We start from the raw sequence: 17,079 nt of genomic DNA on the forward strand, positions 1-17,079 counted from the left end.
GTTTTTGGGGGTATACAATTCTTTTAAATAAGGAGAAATAAAACAGTACAAATCTTTCATCTTCAACATTGTCCGGTATGTTTTTATACTGTACTATTTTCTGCGACACTAACTTACAAATAAAATACGAATGGGAAATCCCTGGCCTTAATGAAATCAATTGAAAATTATCTGTTTCTTAGAGACTGTTTAAATTTCTAAATTTGATTTTTTGTATACCATTCAAATCTTTAAACAGCTTTATTCGGATAAAATCATCTATACTTCTTTAAGCTTTCCTATTTAAATATTAAATTGCACCTACTTTAAAAACCATGGACAAATACAGCTTTTTGGAAATAGCGGCGCTTATCGGGATATTTTTGGTGCTGTTTCTTGCCTTGTTTTTACTTACTGTTAAAACAAAATATAAATTAGGAAACCGCCTTCTCGCTTTCTTCCTTTTTACAAATGCTGTAGATGCATTGAAATTTTTGATGCGTGATTTCCCTGTTAATTTCATCAATCTTGAGGCGTTTCGCTGGAGTATTAACTATTTGGTTCCGGCATCGTTTTATCTCTATGTATTGTCCGTTTGTTTTTCCAACTTTCGATTAAAACCGAAACATTTATGGCACACCATTCCGTTTATTGCCTTCAATTTGTATATGGCGTATGGGATTTATTTTGAAGACAGAGCTTCGAAAGTGAGTTTCATCAATGCTTTGAGCGAATCACCTATCATGCAGTTTTTTCATATTCTTTTCGAAGTTCTATTTCAGGTTTATTTTATTGCTTCATTTTTGGTGATTAGAAAATCTAAAACCATCTATCTCGAGAATTATACAAATCCGGATATCTCTATCCTAAATGCACTTTATAAAATAACAATTCTCTATTATGCCTTACATTTTATAGTCCTTATAAGATGGCTGGTTACTTTTATCTTTGGGTTGGGGGAAATCAGATCCTGGATTGTAACCCTCGATGGGTTTGCATTTTTATTTTGTACCTGCTGGTATCTATTTGTTGCGCTCAACAAGCCTGAATTTTTCAGAGGAGTGAATTCCGATCTGAAACCTATTAAAGAAGGTATTCCGAAACAGAAAATCAGCCCCTTAACAGTTGAAGAAAAAGATAAGGAAATCAAACTCTTAAAAGATTTTATGCTGGAAAAAGAACCTTATCTGGATTCGTCATTAACTATTCAGGATTTATCTGAGCAGGTAAAAATTCCCGTAAAAGATTTATCTACTCTGATTAACCTGTATATGGATAAACACTTTTTCGATTTCGTGAATGAATATAGAATTGAAAAAGCAATGCAGATCCTGAAAGATCCTTCTCAAAAAGAACTGACTGTTTTGGAAATCTTATATCAGGTTGGCTTTAATTCCAAATCTTCGTTTAATACTTCCTTCAAAAAATATACGGGAAAAACACCAACAGATTTTAGAAAACAAGCTTTGTAAAATCCGATTTTTCCCGGAAAATGAGTTCGATTTTTTTTAATCGGTCGCGTATTAACATGCTCTGGCGCATTTTTGCAGCAAAATAATTAACCTGAGTTCGGGTTAAGGGGTTTTATAAAAGGTTGGAAGATGGAAGAAGGAGGCTGGAAGTTACTTTTAGTTATAGCTACTGAAAACCTCTGTAAAATCAAATTAGCTAAAAAAGAGGGCAATCTATTATTGATGACCTTCAGAACCTCCCTCTTCCATCTCCCAGCTTCAAAACTCTATAAATCAAAAATTCTTATCCCGAATTGACGTTAATTAAAAATAAAATGAATTACTATCAAAAAGTTTTCTGCAGCTTTGGTTCACCCATCAGGAAAATTGTTGTACTCAGGTTTATCAAAAGAATAGCATAAAATCAAATTCAAAAAATTACTCATGAAAAATATAATTGTAACCTTTCTTTTTCTTTTTTCAATACATGCATATGCTCAAAAAATTGAGAAAAACAGCCAAATCGTCAGGAATCAAATTGATTCTGTAATGACAAAATCTTACGAAAGAGGTTTATTTAATGGAAACGTCCTTATCGCTAAAAATAATAAAATCATCTATCAAAAATCATTTGGCTTTACAGACGAAACGAAACAAACCCCTTTAACTGATCAGTCAATATTTAACCCGGGCTCTATTGCAAAGGAATTTAATGCGGTCTCCATCATGATTCTAGTGGAACGTGGCCTCCTTAATCTTGATGACCATATATCTAAATTTAATTTAGGACTGCCTAAATGGTCAGAAAAAGTTACCATAAGACACCTTATTAATTATGCCAGCGGTATTCCTAAAATCGAAAACAAACTCATAATTCCGAAAAATGATGAAGAGGCCTGGAAGATTCTGAGAAACAATGATACCTTGTTGTTTGAACCCGGAACCAGTTACAGCTATGATAATAGCAATGTGTTTTTGCAAAGAAGAATCATTGAAAAGGTAACCGGAATATCCTATCAGGAATTTGTCACTAAAAATATAATTAAACCGTTGAAAATGACCAATTCAGTATTCGATCCGGAATTGGGTTATAAAAACCGAACCTCTTGTTATGATATGGACAACGTCCGATGCCCGGAACTGGAATTTATAAGCGGCTGGCTTTGGGTAGACAGCAATGATCTGTACAAATGGCTTCATGCCATGAATTCTAATCGTTTAATATCCAAAAAATCCTTTCAGACTTTATTGAATAATCCATACGCAAAAGACGAAGGCGGATCACTTGGCAGATACTTTGAAAAAGAAGACCTACAAAGACACAATGGCGTCTCGTATAAATTTGAATCCATTTTTTTAAACGATTTTAAAAATAACATTACGATCATTCTATTGTCCAATAATCTCAATAGAGTTTGGGATCTGGGACATATTATTCACAACTTAATGCTGGGAAAAGCGTACGAAATTCCTAAAAGGTCTATTTATCAAGCCATAAGAAAGGAATCGCTTAACGATGTCAATAAAGGTATAAAGACCTATTTCTTGCTCAAAAAAAATTCTGAAAAAGAATACAGTTTTGAAAACCCAGGTGAACTGAATAAATTAGGATATGAATTATTAAGAGGTGGAAATGTAGATTCAGCTATTAAAATTTTCAGTCTTAATGTTTCTGTGTTTCCTCAATCAGCCAACGTTTATGACAGCCGTGGGGAAGCTTATTTCAATAAAAAAGAATATCAGTTATCAAAAGATGATTATCAGAAATCATTAGAGCTAGACCCAGCCAATAACAATGCGAAGGAAATGATTTTGAAAATCAATCAGCTTTTGGCCACTAAAAAATAAATCATCGACAAAAATGTTTAGATAAACGGGCATTAAGTAACTTAAGGAGACAGCTATTTACGGGTTGTCTCTTTTTTATGCCCGCTATATAATGGATATTTTCCCTAAAGTAACGAATCGTAATATTAAAGCTGTTTAAACTTTTTATTAAACCACAAAAGCCACAAAAGATTTATTTTAAACACTTTAGTAATTTTTAAGTTTAAATACTTTGCGCATAGAAGTTCACATAAGCCTTTAAAAATCTTTGATTTTTATTCTTTTGACTACGCTGAACCTTCGGTTTGTGGTTAAGCTTAAAATGAGTTTAACAGACTTATTTTATATTTTTAATGTCCTGCTAAAAAGTTTAAACAAGTTTATCATGAAAACTAAAAAATAGACACTCGTTCTCCGAAGTCTCCTGACTTTGGAGCAACTTTAAAAGAATGATTTCATTTTACTAGCGCAAAGTCTTCCGACGTTGCGTAGTAGAGCCTTTACAAAGTACTGTTTGAATAAGGAATAGCTGTTTTCAATCTGGTTTCCAATTCTTTGCGGTTAATTTTGTGCAATTTCCCGTTTAAAAGAGAATACCACAAATTTTGTTCATGATCCAAAAACATATTACAGTGACGGTACATATTGAATCGCGGATCAGAGATCTGCTCACTAAAATTGAAAACATAGCCTATTTCGAAATGCCCGTCGGTAAAAACCAAACGGTCGTTACCTGCTATGAACCAGATTCCTTGAAGCGCATCATCCTTTACGGCGTTATAAAATACACCTTCGCCTGTAATTGCAGTAAGTTTGTTTTGAATTATTTTCGGAACTTCATCTTTCCCAAGTTCAAAGACACCGTTCCCTGAAAAAAGCAGCTGTCTATCCGGAGAAAGAATAGTCATGGCTTTATTTTGCATGATACTGTTAAGATACAAAGGGATTTCCTTTTTGAAAACTTTGCCCAAATCAATATTGGTTACATTGAACGAACTATCAACAATGGATAAATTCAAACCGAAAAAAATGACAGATTGGTTGCTATTTACACCAATTGACAACCACTTTGGATTATTAGAGTAAGCACTTATCTTAAGTTCGCTATATCTGAAACGTTTTTCTTCATTTGATTGCTTCTTAGTCATTAAAACCCCTTTGTTGTCGAGAATAACTTTCCAATAATCGTCTTCAAAATAATTAACTATTTTGGTTGGTGCTTCGTTGATTTTTTCAAAACTTTTATTGGTAATTAATAACTGATTTTCCAGATAAATAGCATAAGCACCTTGTGTTGCTATGATAAAGCTATCATAAGTGACTGGGGTAATTTCTTTTAATTCAATCCTTTTCTGTGGCTCCGACAACCTGTAATAAACAATAGCCTGATTTTTGTTATCCAAAAAGAGCAGGCGGCTCTCCCATTTGTCAAAATATACATGATGTTTTTCAAAATCTATAACAGCACACGATTCGCGGTCTATGAAATTAGGTGAATAGCCACCGATTCTATTAAGCCAATATTCATTTTGCAGCCTGCTTTTACCAAATGGGTCCCTGTACCATTTTGAGTATTTAACCGTATACTTTTCATAAGCATACGATTCTCCAGTCATATTGGCATCTTTCCAGAAAACAGCAGGCATGAAAAAGATACCGCTGGAATATTGCTTTTTCTTTCCGGTAATCTGAACCATCCAGAGCGGACAGTCTTCAAATGTAACAAAAGAGACATCTCCCTCTCTCGGGTAATCAAAACCGTTCTTACCAAAACCCAGATATTTCTGAAGCGCCAACTCACCCTCATCACTAAAAAAGGTAGTTGCAATTAAACTCAGATACTGCACGGCGTCACTTCCAACCTGTCCTTTTTTATCGGTTTTACCATAAACATAATCCACGAAAAGTTCCATGCAGATCCATTCGTCGAAATCAAAACGTGTAAGAAAATCTTGAAGTTCCTGCGTTGCCTGCCCAAAATGCCTGCAATAGTCAATGATTTCAGATTTTGAAAGGATGGGTTTGCCTGCAGGAATATCGTTCCATTGCAGATTAAAAGTTTGTGTAGCCATTGTTTTTAGTTTTTTATTGCAGGATGTTCAACGGGTGAGTAATGATGATCAAAACAGCAGGTATAAAGAATCCTTACTTTATTTTTATACCTGCTGATCTTCTCATATAGTTCCATTGACAATATTTGTTTTTTAAAAAGGCAGAATGAAAAGCCCTTGCCAAGCTTTATTATTTAATTCCTGCTGATGAGGAAGAGTAAAAGCTAGATTCCTGACAGTTTATACTTGGGTTTATCAATTTAATGAAAATTATACTTTCTAAACAAAATATACTATAAATTATATAAAGGATTTTTTTGAACCGAACGAACATCAAACGGCTATGAATGCCTATTTCATTTGATCAGCTTATTATTTATTAAGAATGTTTTAATGTCATTAACTACTTCGTTCGGGCGTTCGTCTTTTACGCCATGCCAGGTGTTTTCATAAACTTTATGGACAATAAAAGGCGGGTGCTCAGCTGTAAGTTGATCGTTTTCTTCTTTAAAATCGAACCAGTCATTTTTGCTGATAGGGTCCAAAATGAGCACAGGTTTATTCAGATTTCGATAAATAATTTTAGGATTTAGCTGATGCGTTGAAGCACCAAAAGCCGTTTTAGAAGTAAAAGGAGTGTAAATAATAGCAATGTTTTCTTCTGCAGAATTTTCGCCGGTAAGTTCTTCTGCTCCTGGGTTTATTTCATATTTCCCGTTTGCGTTTTTCTTGATCCGGGCGTAAGAAGTAAAAATTTCTTTTTTCAGTTTCTCATTTCCTTTTCCTTTTATACCCCAATTGTTATACATAAACCAATAAGCATCAAAGTCGTTATCAAAAACCATTGTTTTTTTATTGGCATAATATTGTTTTGTTTCTTCAATATCTTTCCCAATGTTAGCCTGCTTTGCCTGAAAATCCCAGGCCACAGAACCGCCATCTTCCAAAATAAGAGCCTGAACCATTTCCGGATAAGCATCATAAAATGCCGAACTTATGGTTCCTCCTCTTGACCAGCCTCCGATAATTGCTTTTTTGACTTTCATTTTATCTAATAGAAATTTGATATCATCTGCAACGTGATAAACAGACAGGTCTTTTTGAGAGATGGGTGTAAATCCGTGTCCGTAGTAATCAATTGCAATGACGTGAAGATTCATTTTTACCAATTGGTCTATCACTTCGTATAGTTCATAGCCATTGCTATACGTTCCGTGAATCCAGACAAGTGTTGGATTTTTTTTATTTCCCCACTCTAAATAATGCATTTTTACATTATTCGTTTGAATATAATTTCCGTGTTGTTTTTCGTATTTATCAAACTCGGGTTTTAAATTCTGGAACAGATTCCGTTGTGCTATAGAATCTACGGAAGCGTTTGTTTGCGCTTTTACCGATAAATACACAATGAGAGAAAGCAATAGAATGATATTTTTTTTCATGGTTTACCTGTTTTTAAATTCTTTCTACCTGTTTTTTAAGGAATTTAGACAGTTTTTGTAAATATTGATTAGAGCTTCTGATACAATTTTGGGATCTTGCTGGTGTATTCCATGGCTGTAACGCGGCAACAACATCAGCTGGCTATTGCTGTTATTTTTTATCATCTCTGCATAATGGTTTATTCTTAATTCATCCAGCTCCTTCCACCACGGGATTAAATTGATCCCTAATTTCAGATTTTCGTTCATCTCTGTTTCATAATTTTCAATGTGCTTATTGTAAGAAATCATTACGGTTACGGGAATGTCCTTAAGGGGTGGTAAGGATTTGTATTTTCTAAAGAATTCCGGTGAACTTTCATTCAGTTCTCTCTTTGCCTCATTTCGAAAACCATCTGATGTTAAGGGATCATTTATGATGTTTTTAAGGTTGATCACAAATAACTCCCTATAACCTGTAGAACTTGATGTATTAATTTTCACTTTGTTGTCTTCGTCTTTTGTAAGCATAAAATCTGTAGGATCTATGAAAAAAAGACCACAAACTTCATTCGGATACATTGAGGCATACAAACGTATAAACGGTCCGCCTATTGAGTGTCCTACTAATAGATAAGGCGGACTTATTTTTAAAGCGGCTAACAAATCGTGAAGTCTTTTGATAACATCTTCATCTGTTTTTATGGAAGCATCTATTTCTGACTCCCCAATTCCATTCCTGTCATAAACTATCCCCGCAAAACTTTTTTGAACGAAAGGAAACAAACTTCCATATCCCCCACCTCCTGAACCGAGGCCACTTTCAAAGATTACTATGGGTTCATTAGGTTTTCTTTCATCAAGTCCAAAAGTTTTATATGCTATTTGCTTATTGTTAATGGATACAAATTTTCTTTCAGAAGTCTGTGAAAAAACCAGTGTTATTGAAAAAAAAGTAATAAATACAGATATGATTATGGATTTCATTTTTTTTGATTTGGCATAAGTGTCAGGTCCTAAAACTCCTGTTAACTCAGAAATATACACAATGTACATTCTGAATATTTTAAACAATATTAATGAATTTTTAGATGATAATATACTCTAATGTACGATTTAACCCTAACATTACTTTTAGGTAAAAACACCAATTGATTTTCAAATATATACATCCAAAATAAATAAATTCTCATTTACGCCATGTGACATTATTGTATAGAAATATAAAAACCGGATGATTGACATCCGGTTCCTGTTTTTTTTGTGATAGCCTGAATTTAGTTTCTGGAAATACTCAGGTTAATGATCTGGTAATTGCCATTCTGCATATCAACCTGTACTTTATAAATACCGGTCGCCAGCTCGGAAACACTGGTCGTCCCACCACTGCTTGTGATCTGGAAACGCTTTCTGATCTGCGAATTCATGTCGTAAATCGTAACATCCGTCTGGTTATTTCTGAATTCAGGACGGTTATTGTTGTCAAGAAGATATAGCTGAATCTGATGGTCGGCTGGATTTGGAGTGATCCCAAAACCTCCTCCATTGTTATATTTTATGGTGACAGGCATCTCTTTGAAAGCTGAGCAGCCACATGCATTACAAGCCCTTACCTTCACCGTTCCATTGGTAGCATTATTGCTTTTTACCTTAATTAAATTCTGATTAGCAGTACTGGCTAACAGTTCCCAGTTTGCCGGAGTAGTGGAGAAACTCTGAACCGTCTGGAAATTACCCGGTAATTGCCATTCATAGTGCGTAGCATCCTGTACAGGATCTACTTCATACGTTAATACCGGAGATATAGGCGGGTTACCGTTTGGCATTGGGAAAACAGTAATTGTTGATGGTCCGTAGATATCCGCAGGCTGGGCAGGCCCTCCTACCATTACCAGTCTTATAGAGCTTTTTTTACCACAGGTACCTCCTGAATCAATGATAACTGTTATCATACTTGTTCCGTGATATGTTGAATTCGGATTTACTTTTACCGTGATGCTGGATGTTCCCTGCCCGGAAACCAACTGAAGGCCATTTCCTACGACCCATGTAAAAGTCACCCCGGAAACATTGATGCCCGGAACACTATAGGTTTGGGTAGCTCCCGAACACACTCTGTTGGCACCTGTTATAATAATGTCTCCACAAAATGCCAAACAGTCTGTATTGGTATAATTGGTCGTGTTATTCAGCAGTTGTGATAACTCATTTCCCAGGAAATTTCCGGTTTTCTCACTAAAGCTGATATGTTTAAAATTATTATTGGATTCTGCAACAAATTCATGGAAAGGAGAACTAAGCCCGCTGCCTTGCAAATTACTGCTGGCATATGATCTTTTATAATCCTGCAGCGTTAAGTTCCCATTCGTTCTCTTGATCCCCAAAGCACTTGGAACCGGTATAAAACTAAAGGTTGGATTTACAATATATCCGGAAACAAGATCTACATCCGTCTTATAATACCCTCCTGCAAGATTTTCAGTAGGAAGTACCGTATTGCCGATATAACCTCTTTTATTGGTTACATCATAGGTGATTGTCCAGTTGATCCCCAGCCACTTCACTCTGAATTTTTTATCATATTTAAGGATTCCGCGGTAAACTTCCCTGTCGCTATTGGTGGTTTCAGGGATCGTCTTGATCTGAAAATCAGCACGCAGCTGGGACGGAAGAGGAATGGTTGAAAATAATACAAGCCCCAGATTATTGGTGGTTGCTCCCCAGAACGTCATGGAAAGATTAATTAAAGTACTGTTAAGCTCGTTTAATGAAGCGGTTTCCTTCTGATAACGGAAAAGATTATCTCCGGCGTTATAGCCCTGGTTCATTCCACACATACTTCCATTGCTGATGGCTACATTCCGGCTTTGTGCAGGATATCCGAGAGCATCAAATTCATTTTGCCAGTTCTGATGATAAGAAGTATTGAACTGCCAGTTAGGAGCGATATAATTTTTCGTCATTTGCAGGGCAGCAGGACAATCTACAATCGTTAACACATCGCTGCCTCCAAAATCAGTAATGAAATTCTGATTGAACAGTCCTATAATATCAAGGACAAAAGGAACCACATGATCTCCCAATGCATGTAAAAACGGATTGGAGGAATAAAGCTCGTTAGCGTGACGCAGCATATACTGGGCACCTACAGGAATATTGGCTCCATCAAGCGGTGAATCGTGGGCAATGAACAGGCCTACCTCATGGTTATAATTCTCCTGTTCCAGTTTTACCAAGGCATATTTGCTAACCAATCCGCCCATACTTTGCCCCAGCAGTACGTTGGGAGCAGTGCTGCCATTGGCTGCTTTCTGACTGTTTACATATTTTATAATCTTTTTCAGCGTTTCGGCATTCTGTCTGATATCGCCTATCCCATTGCGCCAGTCAACATAAATAATATCGTACTTCTGGCCGTTTGATAAGATATTCTGCAGCTGCGGAGAAGCGCTTAAGCTTGCTTTAAAATTGGAAAGAGACAGGTCACCACCCACTTTTTCAGGAGTCAGGGCGCTGCTTAAATCAAATCCCTCAGCTACAATAAGCGGACGTGTAATGCGCTTGTCATTATCGTTGATATAGTCTATACGGAGGGTTGCACTGTGTTTTCCATTATTGATTTTAACATTGTTCAGGTCTCCGAACAGGCCGCCAATCTCTATAGGAAACTTGATTCGTTTGATCTTTCCGGAGGCTAATGTTACCGAAAAAGCCCAACTGTATTTACCTTCTGTAGAATAGTTCAGAGTTATGGGTTCGTCTAACCTTAGGATCTGCTGCGGATTACCACCTCCAAAATCAGCTGAAATAGATTGTATTTCTTCTGATCCATTTCCCAGCAAAAGCTCTCTGGGCAGGACAACATTAAACTTTAAAGAATTCATCCGGTTGATGGGTGCAGTAAGAACAAATATTTCATCTTCCTGATAAGGATTCTGCCATACACCATTGTTGTACACATCTTTAAACTGCTGGTTTTCTACCGTTATTTTGTTTTCGTCATAAGCATTCATCGCAAACTTAGAGAATTTTGCATAAAGCCCCGAAAGAACAAGTGTAGGAGCTGTACTCTCCTCATTGTTGTATTCCTTTCTATAGCTCACCCATCTTGCAGCCATTTCCGGCATTGTAGGGAGGTTTCTGAGGCCATTTTCATGAATAACACCAGAGAAAAGTTCTTTATATACGCTGCCATAGATGTGAATGTCCATTTCCTGTGCTTTTTCACTGTTATATTGTTCTATATCAGTAAGGCCCCAGGCGTAATCGAGCAAAATACCATGGGGTATCCTCTCCCGTTCCAGTTTCATAAACGGTTCCGCCATTCTCTGGGCGAATCCTTCCATATTTTCTTCTGTTTGTGCATACATACCCAGTGTAAAAAAGCTGAGTAATAATAAAAGTAGTTTTTGTTTCATAAAATATTGGGTTTAGTTGGTTGTTCTATGTTGATAATGGTATAGGATTAATAGCCTCAATACCGATATGTATTCTGGAAAAAATAGCAATAAGTTGAATAGCAGGCCTTTTGAAAGGACTGGAAATAATGGTTAAGAAAACGGAATTACAGGGGCAACAAGCCCCGTTTTCGGAAGTTCTTTACTCAGGATTGAGACTTAATTCACAATACAGTAAATGAACCTGTTCAACATCATGATGTTTTATCATTCTAAGTGAACATGAAAGGCACTAAAAAAAACAAAGCGGTAACTTTTCTCCAATATATAACATTTTTTAATACAAACAAAATATATTTTATGTAAAATATTCAATACAATTTAATTATGATTGAATTTTAACCTATTACATCACATTAAAAAGAAGGACAAACAACGAATAAAACAATGTTTTCGACATTTTGAAATTAACATTGAAATTATTATTAAAAAATAATAATTTTTAGTAAAAAATCAATCAATAACACACATAAATAGATAAACTTCCTACAAGCCTTATAATACAATTTCACTATAGAATAGTTCTGGGGTTACAAGTTTAACAGATTTCTATCCGTAATCAGCAAATCCCATTACAGCTCCCTACGAATCTTCATTTAATTTTCTGTATTCAGGTTTAAATTTTATATTTAGGGGAAATTAATAATCTTTACTGACCGTATGAAAAAATCATTAATGCTGTCTACCTTCTTCGGAGGTATTACTTATTTACAACCACGGCATTTTTCAAAATATTTCAAATTGCAACCAAGAATCATACAATTTATGGGGATTAAATCTTTATCGCCGGATAAAAAATAAACTAATACAATGGAAACAACTACTGAAAAACCCTTTACAATACGTTTTTATAAAGAAGAATTTTTCGATGAGGAAAAGCTTTATATGGAAGCAGCTACAGAATGCCTGATAAGTGAAATCACCTGTCGTGTAACACTGGATAACTCTCTTGCGGAACAGACCTGCATGAGCTCTGGAACACCTTCCAATACTATGGATGCAGATATAGGGTCTGCATTTTATGATATCATAAAAGATGTATGGACGGAAAATCCCGGTAAAGAACAGGAGTATTTTACATTTAATATCAATACTAAAATTACAACCACTGAAACACCCTCAAGACTGTTGGAAGCCAAACATGCTGTCCGTGTCAAAAATCCGTTATTCGGAATAAAACGGGAAGAATGGCCAGAATGGGAAGAACCACAGTTTGATATACCTGAAATAGTAAAGGATAAAGCACCACAAAAGGATGATTTTACCATCAGTGTCTCACCTCAATATACAGAGGGAGATATGTGGGATTTCCTTGATGAAACAGCTTATTTTGATTTGACAGTTTCATCAGACAAGCCTATTAAGAAAATAAACGTTACCGCAAACTTCATGCATGAGCAACAAAACGAAAATCTCTCTGTAGAGGTAAATCCGGAAGCACAGTCACACGAGCTGAGAATTGAGGTCTCCGGCAACCTGTTGGATCAGGTGAAGGAACTCGGCAGCTTCAGCCATAGTGAGTACGAAAAGTTCGATTATATATTCAAATTCGAAATCATTGATGTAGAAGATAAGAAGCACATGCGAAAAGTAACTGCACAGCTTCCTAATCCCTACTATGAAGACATAGAAGCTGAAAAACAGATTGCCCGTGAAGTACTGGCTGAGGTATTCCGGAAAAAATATAACGAAGACATTGCTGAGCTGAAAATAGAAAGCCAGTCGGGCTGGTGGGCATGGAAAAAGGATGATGCTTCGTTTCAGTATGGATGGAATGATGATGAGATCCTGCTATACCGTTACTTTGGCTCTGTAGATTATGATGCCGATCAGGACGAGGTATGGGATGAAATGCAAAAGCTGACAAAGCTGACTGACGGTGCAGGAAAATTTGTGTACACAGACAGCTATTTTGTACTGAAATGCCAATTCGGCCCGGGATGGATAGAAGCGGATGATCTGGAAAAGAGGCTTGATGAGTTCGAAAAGTTCGCCGATTCGGAAGAGCTTGCAAAATTCCTGGCGGCATATGAAGGAGAAGGTTAAGACTGAAAAACGCTTACATAATTTTTTAATTTCACAAAAGGATCAACAAGGAATATTGATGCAGTGTATGAATATTCCTTGTTTAAAATGACAAATCCCAACAAAGGCCAAGACTCGTTAATAAAATAATCTCAGTTCGGGATAAGAATTTTTGATTTGTAGAGCTTGGAAGCTGGGAGATGGAGGTTCTGAAGGTCATCAATAATAGATTGCCCTCTTTTTTAGCTAATTTGATTTTACAGAGGTTTTCAGTATCTATAACCAAAAGTAACTTCCAGCCTCCTTCTTCCATCTTCCATCTTCCATCCTTTTATATTTAAACTCCTTAAAAATATGATTTTCGAAACTGAAGCGGAGTTATTCCTGTATGTTTTTTGAAAAATTTAATCAGATGGTTAGACTCCTTGAAACCAAGCTGATAAGCAATTTCATCAATCTGCAGGTTCTTATAGATTAAATCTCTCTTGATTTGTAAAATCAGATGCTCAGAAATCCAGTTGTATGGTGTTTTATTTTCTACTTTTTTAAAAGCATTTTCAATACTTCTGATACTTTAATATATTTTTAGAATCCTGTTTACAGGATTCTTTTTTTGCTGTTTACCAATTAAATCAGTATTTGGTTCAGTGCACTTTTATAACATCCTAAAATAAATTCCGTATAATATAATTGTGCATCTAAAACCTGGATTTTGTCATGAAGCTCTATCCGTTTGGAAAGCACGGTCTCTCCTTGATAACTGAATGAGCAGAACGAGAAAATTTTAAATCCCGAATTTCTTACGGAGGCCGCATATCCCGTAGAGGCAATACCCCAATCTGTTCCGAATAATGTAGCGACCTTTACAGCCATTATATCTGCCATATTTTGTGTTTCAAAACCATTTTCCCGGACTTCGTTCTGATTAATATCCAAAAAACCGCCTTTTTCCGGTAATGTAAAGGTAGTTACCCCTCCTTTGTAAAATAAAGATGCATTAGACATCTGGGAAAAAGCCAGCTGTATCAATCCTGAAGTTACACTTTCCGCAATAGAGACCGTTTCGTTCATTGTAATGAGTGAAGTACTGATATAATCCAGTAAATTTTGCTGAAATTTCATGACATCTATTATTAATATTGATATAAAAAACTTTATAAAATCCTTTTTACGCTACTGAAATCAATTTTCAGATAACGTCATAATCATTTAATGTTGTTGCAAAATAATGTTCAATTGTGTCCCTGGCATTTTTGCACATCCATAAAAGATCTTCCCTTGGGGTATCTTCAAAAATAAAATCATCATGAACCTCAATAATGAACTCGCTCACTTTTTCAGTGTTCATCAGATCATAAACCATTAAATCATTAAGGCTATCTAATCTGCATTCTTCCTTAAAAAAAGGAATTTTGCGGAAAAAGGAATTCTTGAACTGAAAAAGATGTATAATTTTCATGACTGGTACTTTATATTAATTAAGACTAACATTTTGTTCTCAAAGTTTATCTCATTATTGTTTACAAATTCTTTTCTTAGAGATTCTGTATATGGCCTGTAGGAAAAATACTGTAGATTACTTTTTATCATAGGTATAAAAGGACAGAGGCCATTGGCTTCTATCCCTTATTAATTAAAACCTTCTAAAAACAGCTCTACTATTTTATCGGGTTTTAATGAACTCATTATCAAAATTGAGAATTCTTAGGTTGATTAGTCTCTTTATTATAATGTATCTTACCTTCCTATGGTCTGTCCCTTCGGGTGTTGTGTTCTCAGGTTAAATGTCAGCTATTATTTTGCTGCTGCTCAACTAAAATCAGAATAGTTATATTACCTCTGATGGATTTTGAGGATTTCCTGAGTATTATAATACAAAGATGACTGTTTCAATATACAGTAAGCTACATATATTTATAATAATCTTACATATATCCCATGTTTTACAGATCCTCCAGATTCCCAAATCTTCTCTGTTTCAATTGTTTATAGAAAGAAGGTGAAAGTCCGGTGATCTTTTTAAACTGATTAGAGAGATGAGCAACACTGCTGTAATTCAGCTTATAAGAAATCTCTGTAAGATTAAGTTCATCATATAATAGTAACTCTTTTACCTTTTCCACTTTATTGATAATGATAAAATGTTGTAGGGTCATACCTTTCACCTCAGAAAAAGTGTTGGCCAGATAGGTGTAATCATAGCCTAATTTTTCACTTACATAATCTGAGAAATTTTCCTTGGGAAGAACATCCGAATAATGAATCATTTCTATGACTACATTTTTTATTTTTTCTATCAGGATGCTTTTTTTATCATCTAATATTTCAAGTCCGGTTTTCAGTAAATTTTCTTTCAGGATTTGTCTTTGTTCAGTACTGATATCATCCAATAATTCTACAGTACCCAGATCTACAACGGCATTTTTAATACCCAGCCTCTCCAGTTCCTGATGAACAACCATTTTGCAGCGCAAACTTACCATATATTTTATATACAACTTCATCATCCTTACTATTTATACCTGTCAATCATTTCATTAACAGCAATTTACTCAAAGTTACTTTATTAAATTGGAAATAACTATGATTTATATAACAAATTGAAAGACTATTGCAAAGCTTTCTTTTTTTAATGATCGAGATTTACACTAAACAAAAATATTTTACAATGTCAAAAGAAAAAGACGGGAAAAAGAAGCAAGATAAAACACCACCCTCAAAATCCGCAAAAGAGAAACGGGAGGATAAAATAAACAAACGAAGAGACAGGGAAAATGAAGCCCGAAATACCAGCAACTGAATGGTACCCATAAAAAAAGAAGGAATTATACTTAGAAAAACCGAATTAGCCTTTGAGAGCGAAGGTGTTTTAAATCCGGCTGTCATTCGGGATAATGGGAAGATACATTTATTTTACAGAGCTGTAGCAAAGAACAATTTCTCCAGTATCGGCTATTGTATATTATCGGACTATCAGACCATAGAAACCCGGTTCAGCAGCCCGGTTATTATTCCGGATTCTGAAGAAGAAAAGCATGGTGTTGAAGATCCAAGGATCGTAAAAATTGATCATTTATTTTATCTTACCTATACCAGTTATGATGGCCTTAACACAGCGGGAACCCTGGCTATCTCAAAAGACCTGAAATCATGGAAAAAAGCTGGGATTATAGTTCCCAGGATCTCCTATAAAAAATTTAAGCTTTTAGCAGAATCCCAGGGGCCGATAGCAGAAAAATACAAAAGATTCAATAGCCTGCCTGCCGGTCATAAAAAAAACAAGGATGTATTTCTATGGGATAAAAATGTAGTTTTCTTTCCTAGGAGGATAAAAGGAAAATTATATTTTCTTCACCGTATAAGGCCTGATATTCAAATTGTTGGTATAGAAAATATTGAAGATCTGAATCCTGATTTCTGGGAAGATTATTTTCTGCATTTTAAAGACCATATTGTGCTCTCTCCCAAATATGACCACGAATTAAGCTATATAGGAGGAGGATGCCCCCCGATAGAAACTGAGCACGGGTGGCTGATGATTTATCATGGTGTACATGACACGATTGAAGGATATGTTTACAGCGCCTGTGCAGCTTTATTAGACCTTGACCATCCTGAAAAAGAGATCTCAAGACTCCCCTATCCTCTTTTTAAACCTGAGGAAAAATGGGAACTGAAGGGAGAAGTTAACAACGTCTGCTTTCCCACCGGTGCTATTGTAGAAGAGGATATACTTTATATTTATTACGGAGCCGCAGACGAAAGAATTGCTGTTGCCTCCTTAAGCATCCGGGAACTATTGCAAGAATTACTGCACTACACATTATAATTGATCATTTCATAGGAAATGGCAGACTTTAAAATAAAA

Annotated in this window: 14 protein-coding genes; 6 read left to right on the plus strand and 8 right to left on the minus strand. The window is 35.5% G+C overall.

Going from position 1 to position 17,079, the window contains the following annotated elements; all coding sequences use genetic code 11:
- Positions 1–314 precede the first annotated feature (314 nt).
- From FW768_RS06205 to FW768_RS06215, 3 genes are all read left to right on the plus strand, one after another.
- Positions 315–1,451, plus strand: coding sequence for a helix-turn-helix domain-containing protein (locus FW768_RS06205; protein ID WP_153393737.1), 1,137 nt, complete (start codon positions 315–317; stop codon positions 1,449–1,451).
- A gap of 129 nt (positions 1,452–1,580) precedes the next feature.
- The gene (locus FW768_RS06210; protein ID WP_153393739.1) at positions 1,581–1,748 is read left to right on the plus strand and encodes a hypothetical protein; all 168 of its coding nucleotides are present in this window, start codon (positions 1,581–1,583) and stop codon (positions 1,746–1,748) included.
- A 231-nt stretch (positions 1,749–1,979) separates the two neighbouring features.
- Complete coding sequence (locus tag FW768_RS06215; protein WP_231128645.1) at positions 1,980–3,278, plus strand: serine hydrolase; 1,299 nt, start codon at positions 1,980–1,982, stop codon at positions 3,276–3,278.
- A gap of 479 nt (positions 3,279–3,757) precedes the next feature.
- On the opposite strand, the gene FW768_RS23645 is transcribed toward FW768_RS06215, so the two are convergent.
- From FW768_RS23645 to FW768_RS06235, 4 genes are all read right to left on the minus strand, one after another.
- Complete coding sequence (locus FW768_RS23645) at positions 3,758–5,329, minus strand: hypothetical protein (RefSeq protein WP_231128646.1); 1,572 nt, start codon at positions 5,327–5,329, stop codon at positions 3,758–3,760.
- A 335-nt stretch (positions 5,330–5,664) separates the two neighbouring features.
- On the minus strand, positions 5,665–6,750 hold the full coding sequence (locus tag FW768_RS06225) for an alpha/beta fold hydrolase (protein ID WP_153393743.1): 1,086 nt from the start codon (positions 6,748–6,750) through the stop codon (positions 5,665–5,667).
- A 24-nt stretch (positions 6,751–6,774) separates the two neighbouring features.
- The gene (locus FW768_RS06230) at positions 6,775–7,785 is read right to left on the minus strand and encodes an alpha/beta fold hydrolase (protein WP_153393745.1); all 1,011 of its coding nucleotides are present in this window, start codon (positions 7,783–7,785) and stop codon (positions 6,775–6,777) included.
- Between the two features lie 221 nt (positions 7,786–8,006).
- A complete protein-coding gene (locus FW768_RS06235; protein WP_153393747.1) occupies positions 8,007–11,147 on the minus strand; it encodes a T9SS type A sorting domain-containing protein in 3,141 nt (1,046 codons plus the stop codon).
- An 849-nt stretch (positions 11,148–11,996) separates the two neighbouring features.
- Between FW768_RS06235 and FW768_RS06240 the strand changes: the two genes are divergently transcribed.
- The gene (locus FW768_RS06240) at positions 11,997–13,232 is read left to right on the plus strand and encodes a hypothetical protein (protein WP_153393749.1); all 1,236 of its coding nucleotides are present in this window, start codon (positions 11,997–11,999) and stop codon (positions 13,230–13,232) included.
- Positions 13,233–13,557: 325 nt separating this feature from the next.
- Here FW768_RS06240 and FW768_RS23650 read toward each other — a convergent pair whose 3' ends face one another.
- The 4 genes from FW768_RS23650 to FW768_RS06260 form a co-directional block, all read right to left on the minus strand.
- Positions 13,558–13,782 carry a helix-turn-helix domain-containing protein gene (locus FW768_RS23650; protein ID WP_317163090.1) on the minus strand — a complete coding sequence of 75 codons (225 nt, stop codon included), beginning with the start codon at positions 13,780–13,782 and terminating at the stop codon, positions 13,558–13,560.
- Between the two features lie 56 nt (positions 13,783–13,838).
- On the minus strand, positions 13,839–14,333 hold the full coding sequence (locus FW768_RS06250) for a CinA family protein (RefSeq protein ID WP_153393751.1): 495 nt from the start codon (positions 14,331–14,333) through the stop codon (positions 13,839–13,841).
- Positions 14,334–14,400: 67 nt separating this feature from the next.
- On the minus strand, positions 14,401–14,670 hold the full coding sequence (locus FW768_RS06255; RefSeq protein ID WP_153393753.1) for a heme oxygenase: 270 nt from the start codon (positions 14,668–14,670) through the stop codon (positions 14,401–14,403).
- Positions 14,671–15,154: 484 nt separating this feature from the next.
- Positions 15,155–15,715, minus strand: coding sequence for a helix-turn-helix domain-containing protein (locus FW768_RS06260; RefSeq protein ID WP_231128792.1), 561 nt, complete (start codon positions 15,713–15,715; stop codon positions 15,155–15,157).
- 164 nt (positions 15,716–15,879) lie between these two features.
- On the opposite strand from FW768_RS06260, the gene FW768_RS23815 reads away from it, so the two are divergent.
- The gene (locus tag FW768_RS23815; protein WP_262885771.1) at positions 15,880–16,011 is read left to right on the plus strand and encodes a hypothetical protein; all 132 of its coding nucleotides are present in this window, start codon (positions 15,880–15,882) and stop codon (positions 16,009–16,011) included.
- Positions 16,012–17,040, plus strand: a complete 1,029-nt coding sequence (locus FW768_RS06265) for a glycoside hydrolase family 130 protein (RefSeq protein WP_153393755.1) — start codon at positions 16,012–16,014, stop codon at positions 17,038–17,040. It begins immediately after the preceding gene.
- Positions 17,041–17,079: the final 39 nt, after the last annotated feature.

It is taken from the genome of Chryseobacterium vaccae (assembly GCF_009602705.1).
Lineage (GTDB): Bacteria > Bacteroidota > Bacteroidia > Flavobacteriales > Weeksellaceae > Chryseobacterium > Chryseobacterium vaccae.